General features: G+C 71.4%; 23 protein-coding genes, 1 tRNA gene and 5 pseudogenes. 25 read left to right on the top strand and 4 right to left on the bottom strand.

All coding sequences use genetic code 11. The features are described from left to right. Positions 1 to 60 precede the first annotated feature (60 nt). The 4 genes from menB (at position 61) to DAA34_RS09610 (ending at position 2,588) form a co-directional block, all read left to right on the top strand. Complete coding sequence (gene menB / locus DAA34_RS09625; protein ID WP_106818841.1) at positions 61 to 921, top strand: 1,4-dihydroxy-2-naphthoyl-CoA synthase; 861 nt, start codon at positions 61 to 63, stop codon at positions 919 to 921. A 58-nt stretch (positions 922 to 979) separates the two neighbouring features. Continuing rightward, entirely contained in the window at positions 980 to 1,849 is an 870-nt protein-coding gene (locus DAA34_RS09620; protein WP_106818839.1) for an aminotransferase class IV, read from the top strand. Then, positions 1,846 to 2,436, top strand: a complete 591-nt coding sequence (locus tag DAA34_RS09615; RefSeq protein WP_106818837.1) for a PGPGW domain-containing protein — start codon at positions 1,846 to 1,848, stop codon at positions 2,434 to 2,436. Before DAA34_RS09620 ends, DAA34_RS09615 begins: the two co-directional genes overlap by 4 nt. Before the next feature lie 75 nt (positions 2,437 to 2,511). Continuing rightward, positions 2,512 to 2,588, top strand: a tRNA-Val gene (locus DAA34_RS09610). A gap of 629 nt (positions 2,589 to 3,217) precedes the next feature. On the opposite strand, the pseudogene DAA34_RS09605 reads toward DAA34_RS09610, so the two are convergent. After that, positions 3,218 to 4,463 (bottom strand): annotated as a pseudogene (locus tag DAA34_RS09605) (IS256 family transposase). 228 nt (positions 4,464 to 4,691) lie between these two features. On the opposite strand from DAA34_RS09605, the pseudogene istA reads away from it, so the two are divergent. From istA to DAA34_RS12310, 4 genes and pseudogenes are all read left to right on the top strand, one after another. Next, positions 4,692 to 6,284: pseudogene (istA, locus tag DAA34_RS09600) on the top strand (IS21 family transposase); the annotation flags it as partial. A gap of 208 nt (positions 6,285 to 6,492) precedes the next feature. Further along, positions 6,493 to 6,780 (top strand): transposase, encoded by a 288-nt coding sequence (locus DAA34_RS09595; protein WP_106818248.1) that lies wholly within the window; start codon positions 6,493 to 6,495, stop codon positions 6,778 to 6,780. Then, positions 6,777 to 7,652, top strand: a complete 876-nt coding sequence (locus DAA34_RS09590) for an IS3 family transposase (RefSeq protein WP_106818835.1) — start codon at positions 6,777 to 6,779, stop codon at positions 7,650 to 7,652. The genes DAA34_RS09595 and DAA34_RS09590 overlap by 4 nt, the downstream gene beginning before the upstream one ends. A gap of 532 nt (positions 7,653 to 8,184) precedes the next feature. After that, a complete protein-coding gene (locus DAA34_RS12310; protein ID WP_199847515.1) occupies positions 8,185 to 8,412 on the top strand; it encodes a hypothetical protein in 228 nt (75 codons plus the stop codon). A gap of 79 nt (positions 8,413 to 8,491) precedes the next feature. On the opposite strand, the pseudogene DAA34_RS12755 reads toward DAA34_RS12310, so the two are convergent. Further along, positions 8,492 to 8,614: pseudogene (locus tag DAA34_RS12755) on the bottom strand (AsnC family transcriptional regulator); the annotation flags it as partial. A gap of 100 nt (positions 8,615 to 8,714) precedes the next feature. Between DAA34_RS12755 and DAA34_RS12750 the strand changes: the two are divergent. Continuing rightward, positions 8,715 to 9,158 (top strand): annotated as a pseudogene (locus DAA34_RS12750) (MFS transporter); the annotation flags it as partial. 45 nt (positions 9,159 to 9,203) lie between these two features. Here DAA34_RS12750 and DAA34_RS09575 read toward each other — a convergent pair. Both DAA34_RS09575 and DAA34_RS09570 read right to left on the bottom strand, forming a co-directional pair. Next, positions 9,204 to 11,138 (bottom strand): acyl-CoA dehydrogenase family protein, encoded by a 1,935-nt coding sequence (locus DAA34_RS09575; protein WP_325027568.1) that lies wholly within the window; start codon positions 11,136 to 11,138, stop codon positions 9,204 to 9,206. A gap of 33 nt (positions 11,139 to 11,171) precedes the next feature. Continuing rightward, complete coding sequence (locus tag DAA34_RS09570; protein WP_234354197.1) at positions 11,172 to 11,876, bottom strand: TetR family transcriptional regulator; 705 nt, start codon at positions 11,874 to 11,876, stop codon at positions 11,172 to 11,174. 99 nt (positions 11,877 to 11,975) lie between these two features. On the opposite strand from DAA34_RS09570, the gene DAA34_RS09565 reads away from it, so the two are divergent. The 16 genes and pseudogenes from DAA34_RS09565 to ruvB form a co-directional block, all read left to right on the top strand. Continuing rightward, positions 11,976 to 13,265, top strand: a complete 1,290-nt coding sequence (locus DAA34_RS09565) for an acetyl-CoA C-acetyltransferase (RefSeq protein ID WP_106818826.1) — start codon at positions 11,976 to 11,978, stop codon at positions 13,263 to 13,265. A 45-nt stretch (positions 13,266 to 13,310) separates the two neighbouring features. After that, positions 13,311 to 14,645, top strand: a complete 1,335-nt coding sequence (locus DAA34_RS09560) for a 3-oxoacyl-ACP reductase (RefSeq protein WP_106818824.1) — start codon at positions 13,311 to 13,313, stop codon at positions 14,643 to 14,645. Between the two features lies 1 nt (position 14,646). Further along, entirely contained in the window at positions 14,647 to 15,522 is an 876-nt protein-coding gene (locus DAA34_RS09555) for a MaoC family dehydratase (RefSeq protein ID WP_106818822.1), read from the top strand. 178 nt (positions 15,523 to 15,700) lie between these two features. Next, on the top strand, positions 15,701 to 17,686 hold the full coding sequence (thrS, locus tag DAA34_RS09550; protein ID WP_106818820.1) for a threonine--tRNA ligase: 1,986 nt from the start codon (positions 15,701 to 15,703) through the stop codon (positions 17,684 to 17,686). A gap of 7 nt (positions 17,687 to 17,693) precedes the next feature. Continuing rightward, positions 17,694 to 18,074, top strand: a complete 381-nt coding sequence (locus DAA34_RS09545; RefSeq protein WP_106818818.1) for a GNAT family N-acetyltransferase — start codon at positions 17,694 to 17,696, stop codon at positions 18,072 to 18,074. Beyond that, positions 18,067 to 18,648 (top strand): HIT family protein, encoded by a 582-nt coding sequence (locus tag DAA34_RS09540; RefSeq protein ID WP_106818816.1) that lies wholly within the window; start codon positions 18,067 to 18,069, stop codon positions 18,646 to 18,648. Before DAA34_RS09545 ends, DAA34_RS09540 begins: the two co-directional genes overlap by 8 nt. 107 nt (positions 18,649 to 18,755) lie before the next feature. Beyond that, the gene (gene pgsA / locus DAA34_RS09535; protein WP_106820055.1) at positions 18,756 to 19,373 is read left to right on the top strand and encodes a phosphatidylinositol phosphate synthase; all 618 of its coding nucleotides are present in this window, start codon (positions 18,756 to 18,758) and stop codon (positions 19,371 to 19,373) included. Continuing rightward, entirely contained in the window at positions 19,370 to 20,326 is a 957-nt protein-coding gene (locus DAA34_RS09530) for a phosphatidylinositol mannoside acyltransferase (protein WP_234354196.1), read from the top strand. The genes pgsA and DAA34_RS09530 overlap by 4 nt, the downstream gene beginning before the upstream one ends. Then, positions 20,323 to 21,501 (top strand): glycosyltransferase family 4 protein, encoded by a 1,179-nt coding sequence (locus tag DAA34_RS09525; protein ID WP_106818814.1) that lies wholly within the window; start codon positions 20,323 to 20,325, stop codon positions 21,499 to 21,501. Before DAA34_RS09530 ends, DAA34_RS09525 begins: the two co-directional genes overlap by 4 nt. Continuing rightward, positions 21,498 to 22,412 (top strand): pyridoxal 5'-phosphate synthase lyase subunit PdxS, encoded by a 915-nt coding sequence (pdxS, locus tag DAA34_RS09520; RefSeq protein WP_106818812.1) that lies wholly within the window; start codon positions 21,498 to 21,500, stop codon positions 22,410 to 22,412. Before DAA34_RS09525 ends, pdxS begins: the two co-directional genes overlap by 4 nt. Positions 22,413 to 22,452: 40 nt before the next feature. Continuing rightward, positions 22,453 to 22,722, top strand: a complete 270-nt coding sequence (locus DAA34_RS09515; protein WP_106818810.1) for a hypothetical protein — start codon at positions 22,453 to 22,455, stop codon at positions 22,720 to 22,722. 223 nt (positions 22,723 to 22,945) lie between these two features. Continuing rightward, positions 22,946 to 23,554: a pyridoxal 5'-phosphate synthase glutaminase subunit PdxT gene (gene pdxT, locus DAA34_RS09510; RefSeq protein ID WP_106818808.1), complete on the top strand. Its 609-nt coding sequence runs from the start codon at positions 22,946 to 22,948 to the stop codon at positions 23,552 to 23,554. A gap of 70 nt (positions 23,555 to 23,624) precedes the next feature. Further along, a complete protein-coding gene (locus DAA34_RS09505) occupies positions 23,625 to 24,383 on the top strand; it encodes a YebC/PmpR family DNA-binding transcriptional regulator (protein WP_106818806.1) in 759 nt (252 codons plus the stop codon). Between the two features lie 107 nt (positions 24,384 to 24,490). After that, positions 24,491 to 25,048: a crossover junction endodeoxyribonuclease RuvC gene (ruvC, locus tag DAA34_RS09500; RefSeq protein WP_106818804.1), complete on the top strand. Its 558-nt coding sequence runs from the start codon at positions 24,491 to 24,493 to the stop codon at positions 25,046 to 25,048. After that, complete coding sequence (ruvA, locus tag DAA34_RS09495) at positions 25,045 to 25,656, top strand: Holliday junction branch migration protein RuvA (RefSeq protein ID WP_106818802.1); 612 nt, start codon at positions 25,045 to 25,047, stop codon at positions 25,654 to 25,656. Before ruvC ends, ruvA begins: the two co-directional genes overlap by 4 nt. A 32-nt stretch (positions 25,657 to 25,688) precedes the next feature. Next, positions 25,689 to 26,513 (top strand): annotated as a pseudogene (ruvB, locus tag DAA34_RS09490) (Holliday junction branch migration DNA helicase RuvB); the annotation flags it as partial. Positions 26,514 to 26,895 lie beyond the last annotated feature (382 nt).

Genomic DNA, 26,895 nt, shown 5'->3' with positions numbered 1-26,895 from the left:
TCTGCCCGACCGGCACGAGCCAGACCGATGTCGTCTGACCCGAGCCCTAGAGTGGCGGGCATGTCAAGCGAAACCCAGTCGAGCCAGCCCGTGCAGTGGACGATCGCCCACGAGTCCTTCGAGGACATCCGGTACGAGAAGAGCGTCGAGGGGATCGCGAAGATCACCATCTGCCGCCCAGAGGTTCGCAACGCGTTCCGGCCGCAGACGATCATGGAGATCTCGACCGCACTCACCCTCGCCCGGGAGGACGGCGAGGTCGGGGTGATCGTGCTCACCGGCGAGGGCCCGGACGCGTTCTGCTCCGGCGGCGACCAGCGGGTCCGCGGGGACTCGGGCTACCTCACCGAGCCCGGCAAGGAGGGTGCGGTGGGCCGGTTCCACGTCACGGACCTGCACCTGCAGATCCGCCGGCTCCCCAAGCCGGTCGTCGCGATGGTCGCCGGGTACGCGGTCGGCGGTGGCCACGTCCTTCACCTCGTCTGCGACCTGACCATCGCTGCCGACAACGCGAAGTTCGGCCAGGTTGGCCCCAAGGTCGGCTCGTTCGACGGTGGCTACGGCGCCAGCCTGCTCGCCGAGCTCGTCGGGGTGAAGAAGGCCAAGGAGATCTGGTTCCTGTGCCGGATGTACTCGGCGCAGGAGGCCCTCGACATGGGCCTGGTCAACACCGTCGTCCCGCTCGACCGGCTGGAGGACGAGACCGTCCAGTGGTGCCGCGAGATGCTCGTGAAGTCGCCGTTCGCGCTGCGGCTGATGAAGGCCAGCTTCAACGCGGCCGAGGACGGCATGGCCGGAATCCAGCAGCTCGCCCATGACGCGAACCTCCTGTTCTACGCCTCGGAGGAGGCCCGCGAGGGCCGCGAGGCGTACAAGGAGAAGCGCACCCCCGACTTCGGCCAGTTCCCCCGCCGCGCCTGAGGCCGTGGGGGCCGCGGTTCCCAGCATCCGCCCGCTGCAGGGTGAGAAGGTGGTCCGTATGGACAACGACGTTCGGGTGTGGGTGGACGGCGCGCTCGTCGACCCGCAGGCGCCGACCGTGCGGGCGCTCGACCACGGCGTGACCGTGGGCGACGGGGCGTTCGAGACGGCGAAGATCGACCGCGGGGTCGTCTTCGCTGCCACCCGGCACCTCCGGAGGCTCGATCGCACCCTGGCCGGCCTCGGGCTGCCGCCCGCCGACCACGACGCGATTGCCGCGGGGATCGAGGCCGTCCTCGCCGCTGGCCGGCCGATCGAGTTCGGCCGCCTGCGGTACACCGTCACCGGGGGGATGGGCCCGCTCGGGTCGGACCGCTCCGACGCCCCCGCGACCTACATCGTGCTCGCCGCCGAGCAGCCCCACCCTCCGGCCTCCGCCGGCGTCGCCCTCGTGCCGTGGACGCGCAACGAGCGGTCGGCGGTGGCCGGGCTGAAGACGACGTCGTACGCCGAGAACGTCGTCGCGCTCCGACGTGCGCAGGAGCTCGGGGCGATCGAGGCGCTCGTGACCAACACCGGGGGCCTGCTGTGCGAGGGCACGGGATCGAACGTCTTCCTCGTCGAGGGCGAGCGGGTGGTCACCCCCGCCCTGGCATCGGGATGCCTGGCCGGGATCACGCGTGAGCTCGTCATCGAGTGGGGCCGCGAGGCCGGGTTCGACGTCGTCGAGGAGCCGATCGAGGTCGACCGGTTGCCCACTGCGGACGAGGTCTTCATCACGAGCTCGACGAAGGACGTCCTGCCGGTCGACACGGTGCTCGACGCCCGGACCGACGAGGTGACGACGCGCACGGTCGCCCCCGGTCCCGTCACCGCCGAGCTCGCCGCGACGTTCGCCCGGTTCGCTGCAGAGCGGAACGACCCGTGACGAGCGCACTCGAGCGCTGGCGGGCGCGGCGGGAGGCCGACCCGTGGACGCCGGACGACGAGATCCGCCGTGGCGAGGGTCACTGGGAGCGCCTCCTGCGGATGCAGCGCGAGGCCGCCGGGCGGGCCAAGGAGGAGTCCGACGCTCGCTTCGCCGACGACAACATCACCGTGGACGCGCACGAGGACCAGATCGCCTGGCGACGCGCGATCCGACGCAACCCGGTGGCCAACGTCGTCTACCGCGCGGTCCTGGGGATCGTCGGTCTCGGGCTCATCCTCGTCGGCATCCCGATGGTGCCGTTCGTCGGACCGGGCTGGCTCGTCATCTTCTTCGGCATCGCGATCTGGGCGACCGAGTTCGAGTTCGCCCAGCGCTTGCTGCGCGTCGGCAAGGCCCGCGTCCAGGCGCAGGAACGGTGGGTGCGCACCCTCCCGTGGAGCTGGCGCATCATCGGCGCGATCCTCACGACGATCTTCGCGTGGGGGTGCGTGTACGCCTCGTTCATGCTCACCGGCATCCCCGGGTGGGTGCCCGACGTCATCGAGCACCGCCTCGTGCAGCTGCCGGGGCTCGACCCGTCCTGACGGCCCACCCGATTTCGAGGTGCGCGGGCCGGACCGGTACCATCTGCGGGTTGCCGGCCCGTCAGGGCTGGACCTGGACGTATAGCTCAGCTGGTTAGAGCGCTCGCTTCACACGCGAGAGGTCAGGGGTTCGAGTCCCTTTACGTCCACCAGCCACGATCGGCCTCTCACCTGGGCAAACGCCAGGTCAGAGGCCGTTCGTCTACCTGCTTGCATCGCGAGATGCATCGGATGGGTCGGTTTTTGGCATAGATATGGCCCCGCCACGGCGGTCACCGTGCGGGGCCTGACGAGAGATCTAGGAGGTCTCCCGTGGTTGCCAGCGTACTCGTCTCAGCTCCCGGGCATCTAGTCCCGGTCGAGCGAAAGCACGACTGGAGCGACCTGTGTCGCTCTGTGCGTCCGGGAGACCCGGGCGCTCACTCGACCGCACCCATTCCCGCTTAGCCGCTCCAGGGGCCCGTCAGGGCCCGGCGCGGCGCTCCAGGGCATCAGCCGCGCGTGACGGTCGCGAGAGTCAACGCCACCCGTCCGAACCAACTCGACCGCCTCCGGTGACTTTCCACCAAGACCCGCAGAACCGGCTCGGGTCGCCCTGTCGCCAGGCTGTGCACGGCCTCGAAGGGGTTCGCGGACAGCCTGCTCTCATTTCGAGGGCGGGCTAGAAGGGTTGGGTCGGCATGACCGTGGTGAGAAGTGAAGGGAGGGTGCCCCAGAAGTCTGTCTTGCGCAGTTGAGTCCCCGATAGTGGTGTAGCGCTGCGTGTTCCTTGGTGGGGTGATCAGGCAGTCAGGGCGGGCAGTTCATCGGCTCCGACCTCGGGTTCGGTGGTGGGCACGATGGTGATGCGGGAGCGGGCCAGGACGTCGAGTCCGAGGTAGCGGCGGCCTTCGGCCCCTTCGTCTGTTTGCTCGGCCAGGACCGCGCCGACGAGCCGGACGATGGCATCGCGGTTGGGGAAGATCCCCACGGCGTCGGTGCGCCGGCGGATCTCCTTGTTGAGGCGCTCGGTCGGGTTGTTCGACCAGATCTGGGTCCAGATCTCTTTGGGGAACGCAGTGAACGAGAGCAGGTCGGCACGAGCACGGTCGAGGTGCTCGAACACCTCGGGCAGCTTCTCCTGGCCGTAGTCCAGGAGACGGTCGAACTGGGCGTGGACCGCGGTCGCGTCGGGCTGGTCGTACACGCTGTGCAGCATGGCCTTGACCGCTGGCCACATGCTCTTGGGGGTCACGCCCATCAGGTTGAACGCATAGTGGGTGCGGCACCGCTGCCAGCTGGCGCCGGGCAGGTTCGCCGCGATCGCCTCGACCAGCCCGGCGTGGGCGTCGGAGGTGACCCACCGGACCCCGGTCAGGCCGCGGGCTGCCAGGTCGGCGAAGAACTCGTTCCACGCGGCCCCCGTTTCGGCGGTGGCGACCCGCATCCCGAGGACCACGGGTGGCCGTCGTTGTTCACCCCGGTCGCGAGCAGCACGACCGCGTTGATCACGCGGTCACCTTTACGGACCTTCATCGTCAGCGCGTCGGCGGTCACGAACGTGAACGGGCCGGCATCACCAAGGGGTCGGTGGCGGAAGTCCTCGACGATGGCATCCAGGTCGGCGGCCATGCGAGAGACCTGGGACTTCGACAGGCCGTCGATGCCGAGGGTCTTGACCAGCTTGTCCATGCGGCGCGTGGACACGCCAGCGAGGTAGCAGTCGGCCACGACCGTGATCAGCGCGGACTCCGAACGCTTGCGGCGCTCCAGGAGCCACTCGGGGAAGTAGGTGCCCTGGCGGAGCTTGGGATCGCGACGTCGATGGTTCCGACCCGGGTATCGAGGTCGCGGTGCCGGTAGCCGTTGCGCTGACTCGTGCGGCCCGGTGTCGGCCGGCCGTACTCGGCACCGACGACAGCGTCAGCGTCAGCGGACAGCAGGGCGTTGATGATCGACTGGAGCAGGGTGCGCATCAGATCAGGGCTGGCCTCAGCGAGGGCTTCACCGAGCAGGCCGGCGGGGTCGACAATGTGTGGAGCGGTCATCGTGATGTTTCCGTTCGAGAGAGCTGTGGAAGGTGAACTCGAAGGATCACGCGGTGGCCGCGCCTGCGTCCACGACCGGGACGAACTCAGCGACCGCGCTACACCACTATCGGGGACTCAACTGTCTGAACTGGCCCCACTGGCGACGCGCCGGGGTGGTTGTGACGGTTTGATCTGGCCCCACCTCAGCCTTGCTTTCATCGGAGCACTCGAGGGATCGGGGTTGGGATGGGATCACGTGTGGAGTTGTTCGCTGCGATACGTCGGGACGCGCGGGTCGAGGAGGTCTCCATCCGCGAGCTCGCCCGCCGTCATGGGGTCCACCGGCGCACCGTCCGGCGGGCCCTCGCCGCAGCCGAGCCACCGACCCGTAAGGCACCGACGAGGTCTTCGCCACGGTTGGACCCGTTTAAGGACGCCATCGACGGCATGCTCCGCGCGGATCTGGACGCGCCCAAGAAGCAGCGCCACACCGCAACCCGGATCCTCGCTCGCCTCGTCGACGAACACTCAGCTACCGGGTTGCCGTATTCGACGGTGCGTGACTACGTCCGGGTGCGGCGGGCACAGATCGACCTCGAGGGAGCGCGCCACTTGGAGGCGTTCATCGCACAACAACACGGCCCGGGCGAGGAGGCCGAGGTCGACTTCGGCGAGGTCTGGGTCGTCCTCGGCGGGGTGAAGACCAAGTGCTACATGTTCGTGCTCTGGCTCTCCCACTCGGGCAGGGCGATCCATCGGGTGTACCCCACCCAGGCTCAGGAAGCTTTCCTCCAAGGGCATATCGAAGCGTTCGACGCCATCGGCGGCGTCCCGACCCGGCACATCAAGTACGACAACCTGACCTCGGCCGTCACGAACGTCATCTACGGCCCGGGCCGGGCCCGCAACGAGAACGATCGGTGGGTGCTGTTCCGGTCGCACTACGGGTTCGACGCGTTCTACTGCAGCCCGGCATCGAGGGCGCTCACGAGAAGGGTGGCGTCGAAGGCGCGGTCGGCTGGTTCCGTCGCAACCACCTGGTCCCGATGCCCGAGGTCGATTCCCTTGACGACCTCAACGAGCAGATCAAGAGGTGGGAGGCCGCTGACGAGGGCCGGCGCATCAGCGGGCATGTCCTGACCATCGGCCACGACCTCGCGCTCGAGCAGCCATTGCTTCGACCGCTGCCCATGGAGGTGTTCGAGCCCGGACTGGTGCTCCACCCCCGTGTTGACCGGTCCTCGATGATCACGGTGCGGATGGTGAAGTACTCCGTCCCGGCACACCTCATCGGGCGACGAGTCCGCGTCAGCCTGCGCGCGACCGAGGTCGTCGTGTTCGAGGGCCGCAGCGTGGCGGCGGTCCATCCACGGGTCGTGGCCCGCGGCACCAGCCACGTCACCCTCGATCACTACCTTGGAGGTGCTGCGGTTCAAACCAGGCGCCCTGCCCGGGTCGACCGCCTTGGCCCAGGCCCGTGCAGCCGGCGTGTTTACGCCGGCACATGAAGCGTTCTGGGCCGCCTCGAGGAAGGTCAACGGCGACGCCGACGGCACCCGCGAACTCGTCGACGTCCTCCTACTCCACCGCTCCCTCACGACCGAGCAGGTGACTGCTGGGATCATCGCCGCCCTGTCCGTGGGCGCAGTGTCCGCCGACGTCGTCGCCGTCGAAGCCCGCCGCCACACCGCGAACGAGGCCGCTGCGTCCGGAATGGGTGGGGCCGGCCCGGACCGTCATCTCGTTGCTCGAAGTAGTGAACGTGAGCAACGCGTTGTCAGCCTGACCCAGCGCCGCCTGACCGACCCGGCAGCAGTGATCGCCGGCCTACCACCCGACACCGGAGCCTGACCCGCTTTCCCGGACACCTGAGCTGGGGCGATGATCGTCTCGGAGAGGAGTCTGGAAGATGCCTGCAGCCAAGCCGTTGGAGTTCCGTCGTCGGGCGGTGGCGTTGACCCGGGAGCCGGGCGCGTCGNCGGAGCCTGACCCGCTTTCCCGGACACCTGAGCTGGGGCGATGATCGTCTCGGAGAGGAGTCTGGAAGATGCCTGCAGCCAAGCCGTTGGAGTTCCGTCGTCGGGCGGTGGCGTTGACCCGGGAGCCGGGCGCGTCGGTGGCTTCGATCGCGAAGGATCTGGGGATCAGCGAGTCGTGCTTGCGCCGGTGGATGGCCCGTGACGACGTCGATTCAGGGCGTAGGGAGGGCGTGTCGAGCGCCGAGCGGGAGGAGCTGGTGCGGCTGCGTCGGGAGAATCGTCGTCAGGCGATGGAGATCGAGATCCTCAAGCGCGCGTCGGCGTACTTCGCGCAGGAGAACGTTCTCCCAAAATGAGTGCCGGCCTGGTCCGTGAGCTGGCCGCTGAGGGGTTTCCCGTGGCGGTGACCTGCCGGGTGCTGAACATTCCTCGCTCGTCGTACTACGACAGCCAGGGCCGGGCGCCCTCGGCGCGGGCGGCCCAGGACGCGGCCCTGAGCGCGACGATCGCGACAGTCCATGCAGCCTCGAGAGGCACGTACGGTGCGCCACGGGTGCATGCCGAGCTGCGCTTGGGGATGGGCGTGGCGGTCGGCCGCAAGCGTGTGGCCCGGTTGATGCGTCAGCAGGGGTTGGTGGGCGTGTGCCACCATCGCAAGGGCCGTGGGCATCGTCCGGTGCCGGCCGTGCACGAGGACCTCGTGCAGCGCCGGTTCGTCGCGGACGCGCCCGACCGGGTCTGGTTCACCGACGTGACGCAGCACCGGGCCGCGGACGGGTGGGTGTACTGCTGCGCGGTCATCGACGCCTGCACCCGCAGGGTCGTGGGCTGGTCGATCGCCGACCACATCCGCTCCGAGCTGGTCGTGGACGCGCTGCAGATGGCCCGCTGGCAACGCCGGCCACCACCGGGCACGATCGTGCACTCAGACCGCGGGTCGGCCTACACCTCGTGGGTGTTCGGTCACCGGCTGCGGGAGGCAGGGCTGCTCGGCTCGATGGGTCGCGTCGCGTCGAGTGTCGACAACGCCCTCATCGAGTCGTTCTGGTCGACGATGCAACGCGAGCTGCTCGACCGCCGGCACTGGACCAGCCGCGTCGAGCTGGCCTCGGCGATCTTCGAGTGGATCGAGGGCTGGTACAACCCCCGCCGTCGTCACTCGGCACTGGGCTACCTCAGCCCGCACGAATACCAAGCCCTTCACACCACGCCGCTAACCGCGGCATGATCAACACACCGAAACTGTCCGGGAAACCGGGTCAGGCTCCGAAGGCATCCGCTACTCGACGGGCTGGGCCGACACGGACGTCCGGATCGACGTCGCACTCCACGAGGGCCTCGTGATCGCCGTCGCGACATCCACGCGCCCCGACAGTCGCACCCGCCACAGTTCGGACTGGCGTGAGGCGTGCGCCGCGTGCGGGGAGTACTTCGCGGCGGACACCTCATCCGGGCAGTGCGCCAACTGTGGGGACTGGAAGTGTCCGGAGTGCCGGGGTTGCGAGTGCTCGAACTCGAAGGCCGTGGTCTGCACCCGGTGCTTCGTGGCGCTCTCCGTGGTCGAAGTCGGGAAGGGACTGACGGTCCACGAGGACTGTTGAGCGGCGGTGCTGCGCGGGTGATGGACAAAAGTGCCCGATCCTTAGGGACCTACCCCCACCGGGCAAGGAGCGTTTCCGCAGGTCAGGGAGTTGTGGGAACTTCACACCCTGCGTCGTTCCCAGGCCGATCGAGGCTCAGACCGGCGTGGACGGCCCTGCGTGGCGCTTGAACACGCGGCCCGTGGTGAGCATCTCGACCCGGCGCACGACCCCCGTGAGATGGGTGTCGACGAGCGCCACCAGGGCCGGTGCCGACTCGGTCGCGACGTTCTCGACGAGGGTGCTCGGGCCGCTGGTGACGGCGAAGAACCGGCACTCCGGCAGGGCCTGAAGACGGGTGCCTGCCTCGACGATGTCCCCGGGTTCGGCCAGGTGCTCGGTCCGTGACGGTGTGCTTCGCGCCCGGACGAGACGCCACCTGCGACCCGAAGCCCGGGAGGGTGCGGCCCACGACGCGGATCAGCCCCCGGGCGTGCAGGGAGTGGTAGCGGCGGGAGACGGTTCGCTCGCTGACGTCCAGCTGCTGGGCGAGTACCGCGAACGGCGACGTCGGATCGGCGTCGAGGAGGGTCAGCAGGCGCCGGTCCACGGTGTCGATCACGCGACGCACCCTCCGGGGACGTGACTGCTGGACCTGCGCAGCGTAGCGCCGGGTGTCCTCGGCCTCCCTCACCGCGATCGGGAATCGGATGGTCGATCTCCGGGCGCGTTGTGTGTCGGAAACCTGCACGCGTGCAGCCCGGGGCTCGCGCCGTTGGTTCCCTGTGCCGAACTCGCAGCGCACAGGAGGACGGATGGCACACGCAGCCACCCCGACACAACTGGCCGAACCGGTGGCACCGGTCGCCCACGGCACACCGCTGGTGGCGGCGGCGTCTCTCGCAGCACTCGTGGTGGCGCTGCAGCAGACGCTCGTCGTGCCGGCGATCCCGCGCTTGCCGGGGATCCTCGGGGCATCGCCCAGCAGCGTCTCCTGGGCGGTCACCGCCACCCTCCTGGCGGGCGCTGCCTCGACGCCGATCGTCTCGCGCCTGGCCGACATGGTCGGCAAGAAGAGGATGATGCTGATCTCGATCGCGTTCGTCCTGGTCGGATCGCTGCTCGCGCCCCTGGGCGGGCTGCCGACGATCATCCTCGGACGCGCCGGGGGCCGGCCCGACCGACCGACCGGCCCCGGATCAGCCCGAGGTCTCGCCGAGGAACTCGAGCAGCTCGGTGTCGCGCCACGCGTTCGGGATCGCGAAGGCGTCGATCAGGGTTTGGGCGTGCGGCCGCAGCTGGGCGCACAGCTCGTCCACCCGCGCGATGACGCCCTTGGCCTGCGCGTGGTTCAGGCGGCCGTGCTCGAGGAACCACGCCCGGTTGGCCTCGATCGTCGCGAACACGTAGAGGTCGCACACGAGGTCGAGCACCTCCCGGGCGTCCTCGTCCTCGCAGGCGTCGATGGCGCTGACGAACGCCTCGAGGACGACCCGGTCGACGTGGGCGCGCGCGGTCTCCAGCAGGTGCGGCTGCGCGTCGTTGAAGATCTCGAACGAGTCCGCGCCGTCCTCGCCCGCGCGGCGCAGCCGCATCGCCGCCGTCTCGAGCAGGTGGCTCTCCCGGTCCTCGAAGAGCGACAGCTGACCCCCACGGTCACCCAGGGCGTCGTCCGCGTCGCGCCCGGGCGCCCCGCTGATGAGCCGCTGGATCAGGGACCCGCCGATCGTCCGCTCGATGACCGACTCCGTCACCTGCCGCGCCCCGAAGAAGAAGGCGCCGCGGGTGTCGAGCTCGTGGAACGCGTCCTTGTACTGCGTGAGCAGCCCCTTGGCGACGAGCTGCAGCAGGACGGTGTTGTCGCCCTCGAACGTCGTGAAGACGTCGGTGTCCGCCTTGAGGTCGTCGAACCGGTTGGCCGACAGGTACCCGGCGCCGCCGCACGCCTCGCGGCACGTCTGGATCGTGTCGGTCGCGTGCCTCGTCGTCACCGCCTTGATCCCGGCCGCCCGCGCCTCGAGCTCGCGCTGGGCGTGCTCGGAGGTGTCCTGCCCGCTCGCGACCTCGTGCATCCGCTCGACGAGAGCGTTCTGCGCGAGCATGAGCGCGTAGCTCGAGGCGAGCGGCACGAGGAGCTTCCGCTGGTGGGCCCGGTAGTCGAGGATCGTCACCTCCCCGTCACCGTCGCCGGACTCGAACTGGGTCCGGTGCAGCCCGTAGGTGATCGCCAGGGTCAGCGCTGTCCGCGTCGCTGCGCCGGCCCCGCCGGCCACGCTGATCCGACCCCGCACGAGCGTGCCGAGCATGGTGAAGAAGCGGCGCCCGCGGCTCTCGATGGGGGAGTGGTAGCGCCCCTCGTCGTCGATCGAGCCGTAGCGGTCGAGGAGATTCGCCCGCGGGACCCGGACCTGGTCGAACGTGAGCCGCCCGTTGTCGACCCCGCGCAAGCCCATCTTCGCGCCGCAGTCCCCGATGGTCACGCCGGGCATCGGGGACCCCTGCTCGTCCCGGATGGGCACGAGCACGCAGTGGACGCCGTGGTCCTCGCCGTCGACGACGAGCTGGGCGAAGACGGCGGCCATCCGGGCATCGCGCGCGGCGTTGCCGATGTAGTCCTTCCGGGCCCGCAGGTCCGGGGTGTGGACGACGATCTCGTCGGTCGCCGCGTCGTAGGTCGCGGTCGTGAGCAGGGCCTGCACGTCGGAGCCGTGGCCCGTCTCCGTCATCGCGAAGCACCCCAGGAGGGAGCCGTCGATCATCCCCGGCAGGAACTCCCGGTGGTGCCGCTCGGTCCCCAGGTTCGCGATCGCGCCGCCGAACAGACCGAACTGGACGCCCGCCTTGACGAAGATCGACAGGTCGGCGTGCCCGAGCATCTCGAAGGCCGTCACCGAGGCGCCGTGACGCCCCGTGCCGCCCTGCTCGGGGGACAGGCCGTCCCGGGCGAAGTCCGTGTGCGTCAGCTCGAGGATCGCCTCGAGCGTGCGCTGCCGGTGGGTCTCGATGTCGAGCAGCTCGGTGGGCGGGGCGAACGCCGCCGGGTCGATCTCACGCCGCACGCGCTGGCGCGTCTCCTCCCACCGCCCGTCGAGGACGTGCCGGATCCGTTCGGCGAGCTGCTCCGTCGCGGCCATGCCCTGCATGGTTGCACGACGGGACCGGCTCGGTCAGCGTGCGGGCCGGAGAACGTCCCCGACCCCGCTCCACGCCAGGGTCGTCAGGTGCTCGACGAGCTGCGCCCGCGGCATGGCGTCCGTCCCGCCCGCGAGCCACGTGTCGGCGGCCGCGCGGACCATCCCCACGAGCGCCTCACCCCACACCCGCGCCGGTGCCTCGTCGATCCCGGCCGCCCGCATCGACACCGCGAGCATCTCCGAGACGGCACCGGCCATCCGGCTCGTCGCCTCCCCGGCCGGGTCGTCCTCGGCGCTCGACCCCGCCCGCAGCAGGGGAGCGGCGACGATGAACCGGTAGACCTCCGGCTGCTCCTGGACGAGGGAGAGGTAGGAGTCGATCGCGGCGCCGATCACGCCCCTCGGGTCCTCCGGCACCCGCGCGGGGGCCTCGGCCGCGTCGGCGTCGGAACCGGACAGGGTTCGCCGGAGCTTGGCGAGGACGATCCGGTCCACCCGCTCCGCTACCGCCCGGTACAGGCCCGCCCGGTCGTGGAAGTGGCGGTAGAAGACCGTCTTGCTCGTCCCGGCGACCGAGGCGATCTCGTCCATCCCGGCGCCCGCGCCGCGCTCCTCGATCGCGGTGATCGCGGCGGTGACGAGCTCGGCCCGGCGGGCCTGCCGGTGTCCCTCCCAGCGCGCGCTGCGCCCGTCGACGTCGGCGCCGGTCGTGGGCGTACGGTCGGGGGTGTGGTTCACGCGGGAACGGTAGCAGGTACTGACCGTACCTGTTACCGTGCGTCCCGCGTACTTGTCGCCGGTTCGCGACGCCCGCCCACCCATCAGGAGTGATTGATCGTGGCCCTCACCGCACCCCGCCGTGTCGCCGTCCTCGGCGGCAACCGCATCCCCTTCGCCCGGCAGTTCAAGGAGTACGCCGAGGCCTCCAACCAGGACATGCTGACCTCGGCCCTCGAGGGCCTCGTCGCCCGGTACGGCCTGGCTGGGGAGCGCCTCGGCGAGGTCGTCGCGGGAGCCGTCATCAAGCACTCGCGCGACTTCAACCTCACGCGCGAGGTCGTCCTCGGCTCCTCGCTCGCGCCCACGACGTCGGCCTACGACATCCAGCAGGCCTGCGGCACCGGTCTGCAGGCGGCCATCCTCGTCGCCAACAAGATCGCGCTGGGCCAGATCGACAGCGGCATCGCCGGCGGCGTCGACACCGCCTCCGACGCCCCGATCATGGTGAGCGAGAAGCTCCGCCGGAAGCTGCTCAAGGCCAACCGCGCGAAGACGACCGCGGACAAGGTGAAGACCCTCGGCTCGATCCGCCCGGGCGACATCGGCATCGCCACGCCGGCCAACGTCGAGCCGCGCACCGGCCTGTCCATGGGCGACCACATGGCGATCACCGCGAAGAAGTGGGGGATCACCCGCGAGGCCCAGGACGCCCTCGCCGCGGCATCGCACAAGAACCTCGCCGCCGCCTACGACCGCGGCTTCTTCGACGACCTCATCACCTCCTTCCGCGGCGTCTCGCGCGACACCAACCTCCGCCACGACAGCAGCGTGGAGAAGCTCGCCAAGCTCAAGCCGGTCTTCGGCAAGGGCGACAACGCGACGATGACGGCCGGCAACTCGACGCCCCTGACGGACGGCGCCTCGGTCGTCCTCATGGGCTCGGAGGACTGGGCCGCCGAGCACGGCCTGACGCCCCTGGCGTACTTCGTCGACGGCGAGGCGGCAGCGGTCGACTACGTCCACGGCGCCGAGGGTCTGCTCATGGCGCCGGCCTACGCGATCCCGCGCATGCTCCAGCGCAACGGTCTGACCCTGCAGGACTTCGACTTCTACGAGATTCACGAGGCCTTCGCCTCGACCGTCCTGTCGACGCTCAAGGCATGGGAGGACGAGACGTTCTGCCGCGAGCGCCTCGGGCTCGACGCGCCGCTCGGCTCGATCGACCGGAGCAAGCTCAACGTCAACGGTTCCTCCCTCGCCGCGGGCCACCCGTTCGCCGCGACCGGCGGCCGGATCCTCGCCTCGCTCTCGAAGATGCTCCACGAGAAGGGCACGGGCAGCCGCGGCCTCATCTCGATCTGCGCGGCGGGCGGCCAGGGCGTCGTCGCCATCGTCGAGGGCGCCTGAGCGCACCCCGGGACACCAGACCACCTGAGAACCAGGAGAGACCCCATGGCATTCGACTACGGCAAGTTCGTCAGCTCCGGCGTCGGCAAGCAGCTCGCCACCGCCCTCGGCCTCCCTCGGCCCTCGCGGCTGCGTCGCCACGAGCCGGGTGACCCGCTCATCGGCGGCGCGGTCCTCGTCGCCGGGCACGGTGATGCGCCCGTCGCCGAGCTCCTCACCGGCGCCCTGTCGGCCGACGTCCAGATCGCGACCAGCCCGTCGACCTCGGTGTCGGGGGTCGTCGTCGACATGACGCAGATCGAGACCCCGGCCGACCTCGAGACGCTGCGCGGCATCGTCGGCCCGGCCCTGAAGACGCTCGGGGCGACCGGTCGGGTCATCGTCATCGGGCGTCCCGTCGAGGACGCGAGCTCCGTGGCGCAGTCCGCGGCCCGCCGGGCGCTCGAGGGCATCGTCCGATCCATCGGCAAGGAGATGCGCGGCGGCGGCACGGCGAACACCGTGTACGTCGCCGAGGGTGCGGACGAGGGCGTCATCGCCCCGGTCCGGTTCTTCCTCTCCGGCCGATCGGCCTACGTCTCCGCGCAGGTGGTCCACGTCGGGTCGCCGGTCGCCCCGATCGAGCAGCCGGCCGACCTCGACCGGCCGCTCGCGGGGAAGGTCGCGATCGTCACCGGCGCGGCCCGGGGCATCGGTGCCTCGATCGCCGAGGTCCTCTCGCGCGACGGCGCGACCATCGTCGCCGTCGACATCCCCGCGGCGGGCGGCCCGCTGAGCGAGGTCGCGAACCGCCTGGGCGGCACCGCGCTCCAGGTCGACGTCACCGCGCAGGACGCGGGGGAGAAGATCGTCGAGCACGCGAAGGCCCGCCACGGCGGCTTCGACATCGTCGTCCACAACGCCGGCATCACCCGCGACAAGCTCCTCGCGAACACCGACGCCGACCGCTGGGACTCCGTGCTCCAGGTCAACCTCCTGTCGATCCTGCGGATGAACGAGGCGCTCGTCCCGGCCATCAACGACGGCGGGCACATCGTCAACGTCGCCTCGATCGCCGGCATCGCCGGCAACCGCGGTCAGACGAACTACGCGGCCTCGAAGGCCGGTGTCATCGGGATGACCAGAGCGCTCGCGACGGACCCGCAGGTGATCGCCAAGGGGGTCACCGTCAACGCCGTCGCGCCGGGCTTCATCGAGACCGAGATGACCGCGAAGGTGCCCTTCGCCACGCGCGAGGCCGGTCGGCTCATGAACTCGCTGTCGCAGGGCGGAAAGCCGGTCGACGTCGCCGAGACGATCGGCTTCCTCGCCTGGGACTCCAACCGCGGCGTCACCGGCAACACCGTCCGCGTCTGCGGCCAGATGCTCCTCGGTGCCTGACATGACGGGCGAGAGCACCGAGCCGACGATCGAGACGCTGCCGCGCACGCCGGTCCTCGCGCCGATCCTCGCGCGGTCCGTCCTCGGCGGGAAGAAGTCGGGCCGGGGTGAGCTGCCGACCACCAGGCTGCGCGTCGAGAACGTCCGGATCGACCGGGATCACCTGACGGACTACGAGCGGCTGTGCGGCTTCACCGTCGACGACGTCCTCCCGCACACGTACCCGCACGTGCTCGGGTTCGGCCTCCAGGCCGAGCTCATGGCGCGACGGTCCTTCCCCCTGCCCCTCGCCGGTCTCGTCCACATCGAGAACGAGATCACGGTGCGGCGACGGCTCACCGCGCAGGACGAGCTGACGCTCACCGTCCACGCCGAGCGGATGCGCGCACACCCGAAGGGCACGCAGGTCGACCTCGTCACGGAGGTCACCGTCGACGGGGAGTCCGCGTGGTCGGGGCGGAGCACCTACCTCAAGCGGGGCAAGGGCGACCCGGAGGCCGAGCGAGGCGCAGCGGCCCCGCCGATGCCGACGGGGTTCGCCGCCGCGCAGTGGAGCCTCGACGGTGGCCTCGGTCGGCGGTACGGCGCGGTCTCCGGCGACGTCAACCCGATCCACCTCCACCCGCTGACGGCGAAGGCGATGGGCTTCCCTCGCGCCATAGCCCACGGCATGTGGACCTACGCCCGGGTGCTGGGTGCCCTGGGGCGTCGCCCGGAGGGCCCGTCGACGTCGCACGTGTGGTTCATGAAGCCGGTGCTCCTGCCCGGGAAGGTCGACCTCGTCGTCTCCGGGACGGTCGCCGACGGGCAGGTCGTCGCCGGGCTCCGGGACAGCCGGCGACCGAAGACCGAGCACCTCGTCCTCACCCTGGACTGAGCACCCGCTCGCCAGGCAGAAGGCCTCCGGGAGCGCCCGCACGGCGCCGCCGGGGGCCTTCTGCCTGCTCGGGGGGATGACCGTCGCGGCGAAACCACCCGGCCGTAGGCGGGCGGGGCCGACTAGAGTCGTCCGAGCGCCGGACCGGCGCCGCACCCCGCCGAGAAGGAGCCGCACCGTGGCCAGCCAGCTGACCCTCACCGTCGCCGGAGACGAGCGGAGCGTCGAGCCCGGCACGACGGCGGCCGACCTCTTCGGCGACGACCGCACCGTCCTCGTCGCGCGGGTGAACGGCGAGCTGCGAGACCTCACCCACGTGCTCGCAGACGGGGACGTCGTCGAGCCCGTGACGGCGCAGGAGCAGGACGGTCTCGACGTCCTGCGGCACTCGACCGCCCACGTCCTCGCGCAGGCGGTCCAGCAGCTCGACCCCGATGCCAAGCTCGGCATCGGGCCGCCGGTGCGCGACGGCTTCTACTACGACTTCGACGTCGCCGAGCCGTTCACCCCCGACGACCTCAAGGCCCTCGAGAAGGCGATGCAGAAGATCATCAACGAGGGGCAGACCTTCGTCCGTCGGGAGGTCACCGACGAGGCCGCGCTCGAGGAGCTCGCCGCAGAGCCGTACAAGTGCGAGCTCATCGGCCTCAAGGGTGGCTCGGCCGAGGACGCCGCGGAGGGGGCCTCGGTCGAGGTCGGCGGTGCACAGCTGACGATCTACGACAACGTCCGCAAGGACGGCACCGTCGCGTGGGGCGACCTGTGCCGCGGCCCGCACATCCCGAGCACCAAGCTCATCGGCAACGCCTTCAAGGTGATGCGCAGCGCGGCGGCGTACTGGCGCGGTAGCGAGAAGAACCCGCAGCTGCAGCGGATCTACGGCACCACGTGGCCGACGAAGGACGAGCTCAAGGCGTACCTCGACCGGCTCGCCGAGGCCGAGCGCCGCGACCACCGCAAGCTCGGTCCCGAGCTCGACCTCTTCAGCTTCCCCAGCACCATCGGCCCGGGCCTGCCCGTCTTCCACCCCAGGGGCGGGGTCATCAAGCGGGAGATGGAGGACTACGTCCGCCGCCGGCACATCGAGGAGGGCTTCCAGTACGTCGGCACCCCGCACGTGGCCAAGGAGGACCTCTTCTACACCTCCGGGCACCTGCCGTACTACGCCGACGGCATGTTCCCGCCGCTCGACGTCGACGGGCAGGCGTACCGCCTCAAGGCGATGAACTGCCCGATGCACAACGAGATCTTCCGCAGCCGCGGGCGGTCCTACCGGGAACTGCCGCTGCGGTTCTTCGAGTTCGGCACCGTCTACCGGGACGAGAAGTCCGGTGTGCTCTCGGGTCTGACCCGGGTGCGGATGATCACCCAGGACGACAGCCACAGCTACGTCACGCCGGAGCAGGCGCCGGACGAGATCCGCCACCTGCTCGACTTCGTCCTCGGTCTGCTGCGTGACTTCGGCCTCGACGACTTCTACCTCGAGCTGAGCACGCGCGACGAGGACGGGGACAAGAAGGACAAGTTCATCGGGTCCGACGAGGAGTGGGCCACGGCGACGGCGACGCTGGAGAAGGTCGCGACGGAGACCGGCCTCGAGCTCGTCCCGGACCCGGGCGGCGCGGCGTACTACGGCCCGAAGATCTCGGTCCAGGCGCGGGACGCCATCGGTCGGACGTGGCAGATGAGCACGATCCAGTACGACTTCAACATGGCGCGGCGGTTCGAGCTCGAGTACCAGGCCGCCGACGGCTCCCGCCAGAGCCCGGTGATGATCCACTCGGCGAAGTTCGGCTCGATCGAGCGCTTCATCGGCGTGCTCATCGAGCACTACGCGGGGGCGTTCCCCGTGTGGCTCTCGCCGGTCCAGGCGCTCGGTGTGCCCGTGGCCGAGGACTTCGAGCCGTACCTGCAGGAGGTGCTCGACCGCCTGGCGGTCGCCGGGGTGCGCGTCGAGATGGACGCGAGCGACGACCGCTTCCCGAAGAAGATCCGCAACGCCAGCAAGTCCAAGGTGCCGTTCGTCCTCATCGCCGGGGCGGAGGACCAGGCGGCCGGTGCCGTGTCCTTCCGCTACCGCGACGGCTCCCAGGAGAACGGCGTGCCGGTCGAGGCCGCGATCGAGAAGATCACGCGCGCGATCGCGGACCGGGTCCAGGTTTGAGCGACCGGTGAACGTCACCGTCCGGCCGATCGAGCGCACCGACGCGTTCGCCCTGGCGGCCCTGCGGATCCAGGAGGACCGGCAGCAGGGCTGCGAGGCGCGGCCGGGGTTCCTGCGCGAGTACGCCGACGCGCTGCTGCAGGAGTGGGACCACCGGAGGGGGTGGATCGCCGAGCTGGACGACGGCTCGCCGGTCGGGTGCGCGCTGGTCATGCGGGTCCGGACGCTGCCCTCGCTGTCGCGTGAGGGCCGCGCCGAGGGGTGGTACCTCGAGCACGTGTTCGTCGTCCCGGGCCACCGGGGCACGGGGATCGGCCGCCGCCTCCGTGCGGCGGTCCAGGACGCCGCCCGCGACACGGGCATCGTCCTAGGATCGCCCCATGCCTGACACGCCGATCCCGCAGGCCAGTCCGGAGCCGACGCCCGCGGGTGAGTACGCGGGGCTGCAGGACGGCTTCGAGCGGCTGTGGACCCCGCACCGGATGGCGTACGTGCGCGGCGAGCGGCCCAGCGACGAGGCGGGGGACGGCTGCCCCTTCTGCGCAGCGCCCGGCAAGGACGACGCCGACGGGCTCATCGTCCACCGCGGCGAGCACTGCTACGTCGTGATGAACCTCTTTCCGTACAACCCGGGTCACGTCCTCGTGTGCCCGTACCGCCACGTACCGCTGTACGTCGACCTCACGGGGGTCGAGCTCGCCGAGTTCACCGCGCTGACGCGGGCGGCGATCCGCACCCTGGAGAGGTCCTCACGCCCGCACGGGTTCAACCTCGGGATGAACCAAGGCGCGGTCGCGGGCGCCGGCGTCGCCGCCCACCTGCACCAGCACGTCGTCCCGCGCTGGGGCGGAGACGCCAACTTCCTCCCGATCGTCGGACGGACGAAGGCGCTGCCGATGCTGCTCGAGGACGTCCGGCAAAGCTTGCTCGAGGCGTGGCCGGGCGAGCCGACCCCGGACTGACCGGGGCCGGCCCGCGCCCGGAGCGCCTGACCGGGGCGCAGCCGGGTCAGCGACCGGCGCCCTGCGCTCCTCCAGCCGGGTCGAGGGTCGGTAGGGTGGCGACCGCCATGCTCAACCGCTACGCGCGCGCCCTGTTCACGCGCCTCCTCTCGCCGATCGCGCGGGGACTGCTGCGGCTCGGCGTGAGCCCGGATGCCGTGACGATCATCGGGACCCTCGGCGTGTGCCTGGGTGCGCTCGTGCTCTTCCCCCAGGGGCGCCTGTTCGGCGGGGTCGTCGTCATCACCGTGTTCGTCTTCTCCGACATGATCGACGGGATGATGGCCCGCGAGCAGGGACGAACCGGGCCATGGGGTGCCTTCCTCGACTCGACCCTCGACCGGTTCGGCGACGCCGCGGTCTTCGCCGCCCTCGCGTGGTGGTACCTCGATGGCGGTCAGCACCGGCTGACGGGTCTGCTCGCGCTGCTGTGCCTCGTCCTCGGTTTCGTCGTGTCCTACGTGCGGGCACGCGCCGAGGGGCTCGGGATGACCGCGGCGGGTGGGATCGCCGAGCGTGCCGACCGTCTCGTCGCCGCCCTGGTGACCACCGGGCTCGTCGGGCTCGGGCTGCCGCGGGTCGTGCTCACGGTCGTGCTCGCTCTCATCGCCCTCGCCAGTGCCGCGACGATCGCCCACCGGGTCGCTGCGGTCCACCGCCAGTCCCACGAGGCTCGATCGGCGTGAGCCTCGGGCGGATGGCGCTGCGGGACGCGCTCGTCACGGCGGGCTTCCGCGGCGGCTGGGCGGCCGTCCGGAACCTCGAGGAGGGCCCCGCGCTCCGGCTCGTCGACCGGGCCGCCGAGGTCGTCCACCGGCGCGGCGGGGCCGGGGTGGACCGGATGCGCAGCAACTACGCGACGGTTCGGCCCGACCTGTCCGACGCTGCCGTCGAGGACCTGGTCGCCGAGGGTGTCCGCGGCTACCTGCGCTACTGGTGGTCGGTGTTCCGGCTGCCCGCGCTCGCCCCGTCGACCCTCGCGGCCTCGGTCCGGCTCGTCGGCGACGGTCCGGCTCGGGCTCACCTGGCCGCGGGACGCTCCGTCGTCCTCTTCCTCGGCCACATGGGGGACTGGGACCTCGCCGGCGCCTGGTCGCAGCGTCACTTCGCGCCCGTCGTCACGGTCGCCGAGCGGCTCCGCCCGGAGGAGGTCTTCGACGAGTTCGTCCGCTTCCGGACCGGGCTCGGCATGACGATCCTTCCGCTCACCGGTGGTCCGCCGGTGGTGCCCGCCCTGCAGGGGCACATCACCGACCTCCGTGGCGGCCCGTTCCTCGTCCCGCTGCTGTCCGACCGGGATCTGCGGCGGACGGGGGTCGAGGTCGACCTCTGCGGCTCGCCCGCCCGCGTCGCGACCGGCCCCACGGTCCTCGCCGCGTCCACCGGCGCCGCGCTGTTCCCCCTCTCGATACGGCAGGCGAGCCGGGCCGACGGCGGGTACGGGATCGAGTGCATCTTCCACGACGAGGTCGTGGTGCCACGAGCCGAAGGCGCTGGCCGGCCGGACCCGGACGTCATCAGGGCGGCGACCCAGGCCTGCATCGCCGCGCTCGGCACGACCATCGCGGCGGAGCCGCACCAGTGGCACATGATGCAACCCGTGTTCACGGTCGACCTCGACCCGGCGCGGTCCCGATGAGCCGGGCGGCGCTGCGGGTCGGCCTCGTCTGCCCGTACTCCCTCGACGTGCCCGGCGGGGTCCAGGCCCACGTGCTGGGGCTCGCCGAGCAGCTCGCCCGGCGCGGCTGCCTCGTCTCGGTCCTCGCGCCCGGGCAGCCGCGCGAGGAGGTCGCCGGCGTCCGCGTCGTCTCTGCGGGCCGTGCCGTGCCCGTGCCGTTCAACGGCTCCGTCGCGCGGATCACCCCCGGACCGGTGGCGGCCCGGGCCGCGCGTCGCTGGCTGGCCGGGGGCGTGGCCGGGGGCCCGTTCGACCTCGTCCACGTCCACGAGCCGACGGTCCCGAGCGTCTCCATGGTCGTCGCGCGCGCCGCGCAGGTGCCGGTCGTCGCGACCTTCCACGCGGCCCTCGCCTCGCCCTGGGTCCTCGACGCGGGTCGGTGCGTCGTCGGTCCCGTGCTGCGGCGGGTCGACGTCGCGCTCGCCGTGAGCCGCACGGCGGCCGAGACGATCGCACCCCACCTGCGCCAGCGGCCGGTCGTCGTGCCCAACGGCATCCAGCTGTTGGGCGACTCGACACGAGCGGGGCGTCGCGTGCGAGCGGCCGCCCCACCGCGGGTCGTCGCCCTTGGCCGGATGGGCGAGCCACGCAAGGGTCTCGACGTCCTCCTGGCGGCCGCACGTCGGATCGGTGCCCGCGCCGAGGTGGTGGTCGCGGGTCCGGTCGCCGGCATCGACGTCGCCCGCGCCCGCGACGCCGGGGTCACCGTCCTGGGCCCGGTGCCCGAGGCCGACAAGGAGGCGCTCGTCGGTGGGGCGACCGTCTTCGTCGCGCCGCACACCTCGGGGGAGTCGTTCGGCATCGTCCTGCTCGAGGCGCTGCGAGCCGGCGCCCCCGTCGTCGCGAGCGACATCCCCGCGTTCCGTGAGGTGCTCGCGGACGGGGGCGCGGGGATCCTCGTGCCGCCCGGAGACCCCGACGCCCTCGCCGGTGCGATCACCGGGCTGCTCGAGGACGCCGAGGCACGCGCCGGTCTGGTCGACCGCGGCCTCGCGCGCGTCGCCGATTTCGCATGGCCGGTGGTCACGGACCGTGTCCTGGACGCCTATCGGCGGACAGGGGTCCCGGTCGGGGTGGAAGGGTCCCTAGACTCACCGGGCCCCACGCCTGCACCAGCCCCTGAGGATGTTCGATGACCCAGCCGTCCCCCGCCCCCGACGCCACCCCCACGACCGGGACGACCCGCGTCAAGCGCGGCATGGCCGAGATGCTCAAGGGCGGCGTGATCATGGACGTCGTCACCCCCGAGCAGGCCCGGATCGCCGAGGACGCCGGTGCCGTCGCCGTCATGGCGCTCGAGCGGGTCCCGGCCGACATCCGTGCCCAGGGCGGGGTGTCCCGGATGAGCGACCCCGACATGATCGCCGGGATCATCGACGCGGTCTCGATCCCCGTGATGGCCAAGGCCCGGATCGGGCACTTCGTCGAGGCCCAGGTCCTGCAGTCCCTCGGTGTCGACTACATCGACGAGTCTGAGGTCCTCACCCCCGCCGACTACGCCAACCACATCGACAAGTGGGCCTTCACCGTCCCCTTCGTCTGCGGCGCGACCAACCTCGGCGAGGCGCTCCGTCGGATCACCGAGGGCGCGGCGATGATCCGCAGCAAGGGTGAGGCCGGCACCGGCGACGTGTCGAACGCGACGACCCACATGCGGGCGATGCGCACCGAGATCCGCCGGCTGCAGAACCTTCCGGAGGACGAGCTGTACGTCGCGGCGAAGGAGCTGCAGGCCCCCTACGACCTGGTCGCCGAGGTCGCTCGGACCGGCTCGCTGCCCGTCGTCCTCTTCACCGCTGGCGGCATCGCGACCCCCGCCGACGCGGCGATGATGATGCAGCTCGGCGCCGAGGGCGTCTTCGTCGGTTCGGGCATCTTCAAGTCCGGCAACCCCGCCCAGCGCGCCGCGGCCATCGTCAAGGCGACGACCTTCCACGACGACCCGGCGGTCATCGCCGACGTGAGCCGCGGCCTCGGGGAGGCCATGGTCGGGATCAACGTCGACGAGATCGCCCAGCCCCACCGCCTGGCCGAGCGCGGCTGGTGAGCACGGTGCCCGCGGACCCCTCCTCGGGCAGGATGACGGCATGAGCCAGATCACGACATCACTCCTCGCCCTCGACCCGTTCGCGGTGGTCGGGCAGGCGCAGGCCCTCGTGGCCCACGCCGCGGACCAGCCGTGGGTCGCCGACCTGGCGGAGGTCGTCACCCGGCGCCGGCGTCGCAGCGGCGGCGGGATCAGCCTCTTCGGGTGCTGCTGCCTGCTCCTGCTGGCCGTCGCGGCCGGCGTCGTCTTCCTCGTGTGGAAGTCGCAGCAGAACAAGACCCCGCAGCACCAGATGGTCGGCCACCACTAGGCACCCCACGCGACGCAGCCGGGCACCCCCGTCCCGCCGCCGCCGGGGCAGGACGCCGCGCCCGCGCCCGGGCAGGGGCAGGGCCAGGCGTACCCGCCGGCGCCGGGGCAGACCCCGGGCCACCCCGCCCCGCCGCCGCCCGGCGGCCACGGCGCCTGATCGAGCCACCCGAGATGAACCGCCCCGTCCGCCGCGTGCGGACGGGGCGGTACCGTTCCCGGCCGTGTCAGATGCGAACCGCCCCAGGATCGGGGTCCTTGCACTCCAGGGCGACGTCCGAGAGCACAGACGCGTCCTGGAGGCCGTGGGCGCGTCGACGACCGCGGTACGGCGACCGCAGGAGCTCGACGGGCTCGACGGGCTCGTCCTGCCCGGCGGCGAGTCGACGGTCATCGACCGCCTTGCCGGGATCTTCGGGCTGAGGGAGCCCCTGCGCGCCGCCATCGCTGGCGGGCTCCCCGTCTACGGGTCGTGCGCCGGGATGATCCTCCTGGCCGACCGCATCCTCGACGCGCACCGTGACCAGCAGACCTTCGGCGGGCTCCACGCGACGGTGCGGCGGAACGCCTTCGGCCGGCAGGTCGACTCCCACGAGATCGACCTCGACATCGAGGGCATCCCCGGCGGGCCCGTGCACGCGGTCTTCATCCGCGCACCGTGGGTCGAGGAGTGGGAGACCGATGTGGACGTCCTCGCTTCCGTGGAGGTCGCGGGGACCACGCGCGCCGTGGCGGTCCAGCAGGGGCGGGTGCTCGCGACGAGCTTCCACCCCGAGGTGACCGGCGACCGCCGGATCCACCGCCATTTCGTCGAGCGGGTCGTCGGCGCCTGAGGCGGGGGGGCGACCCCCGGTGACTACAGTGGGCCGCTGAGCCAGCGCCGGTCAGAGGGAAGAGAGAGACGTGAGCGGACACTCCAAGTGGGCGACGACGAAGCACAAGAAGGCGGCCATCGACGCCAAGCGCGGCAAGCTCTTCGCCAAGCTCATCAAGAACATCGAGGTCGCGGCCCGGACCGGCGGCGGTGACCCGGCGGGCAACCCGACCCTCTACGACGCGATCCAGAAGGCGAAGAAGAGCTCGGTCCCGAACGACAACATCGACCGGGCCGTCAAGCGCGGCTCCGGCGCCGAGGCCGGCGGCGCGGACTGGGAGACGATCACCTACGAGGGCTACGCACCCGGTGGTGTCGCGATCCTCATCGAGTGCCTCACCGACAACCGCAACCGGGCGGCGGCCGAGGTGCGCACCGCACTGTCCCGCAACGGCGGCAGCCTTGCCGACCCGGGGTCGGTCTCCTACCTCTTCACCCGCAAGGGCGTCGTCGTCGTGCCCAAGGCCGACGGCGTCACCGAGGACTCCCTGCTCGAGGTCGTCCTCGACGCTGGCGCCGAGGAGGTCAACGACCTCGGTGAGGCGTTCGAGATCGTCTCCGAGGCGGCGGACTTCGTCGAGGTCCGCAAGGCGATCCAGGAGGCGGGCATCGACTACGAGTCGGCCGAGGCCTCCTTCAAGCCGAGCGTCGAGGTCCCGCTCGACGCCGACGGCGCGCGGAAGATGATCCGCGTCGTCGAGGCGCTCGAGGACAGCGACGACGTCCAGGACGTGTACGCGAACGGCGACATCCCCGACGACGTCGTCGCGCAGCTCGACGAGGACTGATACCCCGGGACGGCTCGGGCGGCGGGCGTGTTGCTCGCCGCCCGAGCCGTCCGGCGTCTGTAGCCTGAGATCGAACACCTGTCCACATCGTCCGCAGGAGGCCCGTCGTGCGCACCCTCGGTGTCGACCCGGGCCTGACCCGGTGCGGCCTCGGCGTCGTCGACGGCCCCAGGCCCGGCCGTGCGGCGTCCGGCCGTGGGGGACTGTCGCTCGTCGCCGTCGGGGTGGTCCGCACCCCCGCGGGCTCCGATCCCGGCGAGCGGCTGCTCTTCCTCAGCGACGAGGTCGAGCGCTGGCTCGACCGCTTCGAGCCCGACGCCGTCGCGATCGAGCGGGTGTACGCCGGGCAGAACACGCCGAACGTCATGTCGACCGCGCAGGCGTCCGGCGTCGTCATGCTCGCCGCCGCCCGCCGCGGCCTCCCGGTCGTGCTCCACACCCCGACCGAGGTCAAGGCCGCGGTCACCGGATCGGGCCGTGCGGACAAGGCCCAGGTGGCGGCGATGGTCGTGCGGATCCTCGGGCTGGAGACCGCGCCCCGGCCGGCGGACGCGGCCGACGCGCTCGCCGTGGCCATCTGCCGCCAGTGGCGGGGGGCCGGGTCGGACCGCCTCGCGGTGGCCGCCGCCTCCGAGCGTGCGCGGATCGCGGCGGTGGCCCGATGATCGCCTCGCTGTCCGGCACGGTCTCGCACGTCGGCCTTGACCACCTTGTCCTCGACGTCGGTGGCGTCGGGATGCTTGTGCGGACGACGCCCCGGGTGATGGGCGAGCTGCGCGTCGGCGCGAGCGCCACCCTCGCGACGACCCTCGTGGTGCGCGAGGACTCGCTCACCCTCTTCGGCTTCGCAGACCCGGGGGAGAGGGACGTCTTCGAGTCGGTGCAGACGGTGTCCGGGGTCGGCCCGCGCATCGCCCTGGCCATGCTCTCCGTGCTCACGCCCGACGCGATCGCGGCCGCGGTGTCCACCGACGACGTCGCCACGCTGACGAAGGTGCCCGGCATCGGGAAGAAGGGGGCCGAGCGGCTCTGCCTGGAGCTGCGCGACAAGGTCCCGTCGACGATCGGCACGGGAGCGGGCGGGGCAGGCGAGGCCGCATCGGCCCCGGTCGTCACGACCGGCTGGGCCGGCCAGGTGACCGATGCGCTCGTCGGGCTGGGGTACACGACCAAGCAGGCCGAGTCCGCCGTGTCGGCCGTCGCCGACTCCCTGCCGGCCGATGCCCCCGTCGGGGACGCGCTGCGCACCGCACTGCGGGGGCTCGGCTCGTGACCGGCGAGCCCCGGCCGGGGTTCCGGTCGGAGATCGTCGAGGGCTTCGGAGGTGGGCGCGAGGACGACGGATCCTTCGACGCCACCGCCCGCATCGTCGACCCGGGCGGCGCCGACGACGAGCGCGCGGTCGAGGTCGCCCTGCGTCCCCGGCGGCTGAGCGAGTTCCCGGGCCAGCCGCGGGTGCGCGACCAGCTCGGTCTCGTCCTCGAGGCCGCGCGGCGGCGGGGGAGCGTGCCCGACCACGTCCTCCTGTCCGGTCCGCCCGGCCTGGGCAAGACGACCTTGGCGATGATCGTCGCCGCCGAGCTCGAGCGCCCGATCCGGGTGACGAGCGGGCCGGCGATCCAGCATGCGGGCGACCTCGCCTCGGTGCTGTCCTCCCTCGTCGAGGGGGAGGTCCTCTTCCTCGACGAGATCCACCGCATGTCCCGCACCGCCGAGGAGATGCTCTACCTGGCGATGGAGGACTTCCGCGTCGACATCATCGTCGGAAAGGGGCCGGGCGCGACCGCGATCCCCCTCGAGCTGCCGCCGTTCACCGTCGTCGGTGCGACGACGCGGGCCGGTCTCCTGCCCGCGCCCCTGCGAGACCGGTTCGGGTTCACCGGCCACCTCGACTTCTACGACGTCGCCGACCTCGAGGCGATCCTCGTCCGCTCCGCCGGCCTGCTCGCCCTGACGGCCGACGACGAGGCGCTCACCGAGATCGCCGGCCGGTCGCGGGGCACACCTCGGATCGCCAACCGGCTGCTGCGCCGGGTGCGGGACTGGGCCCAGGTCCACGGCGACGGGACCGTCACGTGCGACGCCGCACGGGCCGCCCTCGCCCTCTTCGACGTCGGGCTCGTAGCACTTGGTGATCGTGCCTTGACGACAGACGTTGTAGAGAACCGTGGCGCGTGATCGCTCGCGGCAAATGCCTTGGGCGACTGGCTGCGTGAAAGCCGGCGTGCAACGCCGAGCGGTGTTGTCATTGGACATCGGGCGGCGACCCACCCAGTTCTCGCAGGTATAGATGTATTTGGTCGAGCCCGGGATCACGTCGACGACGAGGGGCGTGCGGCAGATCGCTTCGCCTTCCTCGACCTTCGTGCCCGAGTTGCAGCTCGCCTCGTAATAGCCGGTGCTGCCGCTCGGCGGGAGCGGCTTGCAGCTGCCGTCGGTTGCGCCCATCGATTGTCCGTCGAGGTAGCTGTTCGGATCCTTCTCGACGTCCTGCGCACGGGTGATCTCGTTT

The organism is Janibacter massiliensis, assembly GCF_900289115.1.
Lineage (GTDB): Bacteria > Actinomycetota > Actinomycetes > Actinomycetales > Dermatophilaceae > Janibacter_A > Janibacter_A massiliensis.
Note: the sequence above shows the minus strand (reverse complement) of the source record. Positions and strands in the feature narration are given on the sequence as shown.

Coding starts and splice junctions, on each gene's coding strand:
- menB (WP_106818841.1), top strand. CDS start 61: ATGTCAAGCGAAACCCAGTCGAGCCAGCCCGTGCAGTGGACGATCGCC.
- DAA34_RS09620 (WP_106818839.1), top strand. CDS start 980: ATGGACAACGACGTTCGGGTGTGGGTGGACGGCGCGCTCGTCGACCCG.
- DAA34_RS09595 (WP_106818248.1), top strand. CDS start 6,493: ATGCCTGCAGCCAAGCCGTTGGAGTTCCGTCGTCGGGCGGTGGCGTTG.
- DAA34_RS09590 (WP_106818835.1), top strand. CDS start 6,777: ATGAGTGCCGGCCTGGTCCGTGAGCTGGCCGCTGAGGGGTTTCCCGTG.
- DAA34_RS09575 (WP_325027568.1), bottom strand. CDS start 11,138: ATGGCCGCGACGGAGCAGCTCGCCGAACGGATCCGGCACGTCCTCGAC.
- DAA34_RS09560 (WP_106818824.1), top strand. CDS start 13,311: ATGGCATTCGACTACGGCAAGTTCGTCAGCTCCGGCGTCGGCAAGCAG.
- DAA34_RS09555 (WP_106818822.1), top strand. CDS start 14,647: ATGACGGGCGAGAGCACCGAGCCGACGATCGAGACGCTGCCGCGCACG.
- DAA34_RS09540 (WP_106818816.1), top strand. CDS start 18,067: ATGCCTGACACGCCGATCCCGCAGGCCAGTCCGGAGCCGACGCCCGCG.
- pgsA (WP_106820055.1), top strand. CDS start 18,756: ATGCTCAACCGCTACGCGCGCGCCCTGTTCACGCGCCTCCTCTCGCCG.
- DAA34_RS09525 (WP_106818814.1), top strand. CDS start 20,323: ATGAGCCGGGCGGCGCTGCGGGTCGGCCTCGTCTGCCCGTACTCCCTC.
- pdxS (WP_106818812.1), top strand. CDS start 21,498: ATGACCCAGCCGTCCCCCGCCCCCGACGCCACCCCCACGACCGGGACG.
- DAA34_RS09515 (WP_106818810.1), top strand. CDS start 22,453: ATGAGCCAGATCACGACATCACTCCTCGCCCTCGACCCGTTCGCGGTG.
- ruvA (WP_106818802.1), top strand. CDS start 25,045: ATGATCGCCTCGCTGTCCGGCACGGTCTCGCACGTCGGCCTTGACCAC.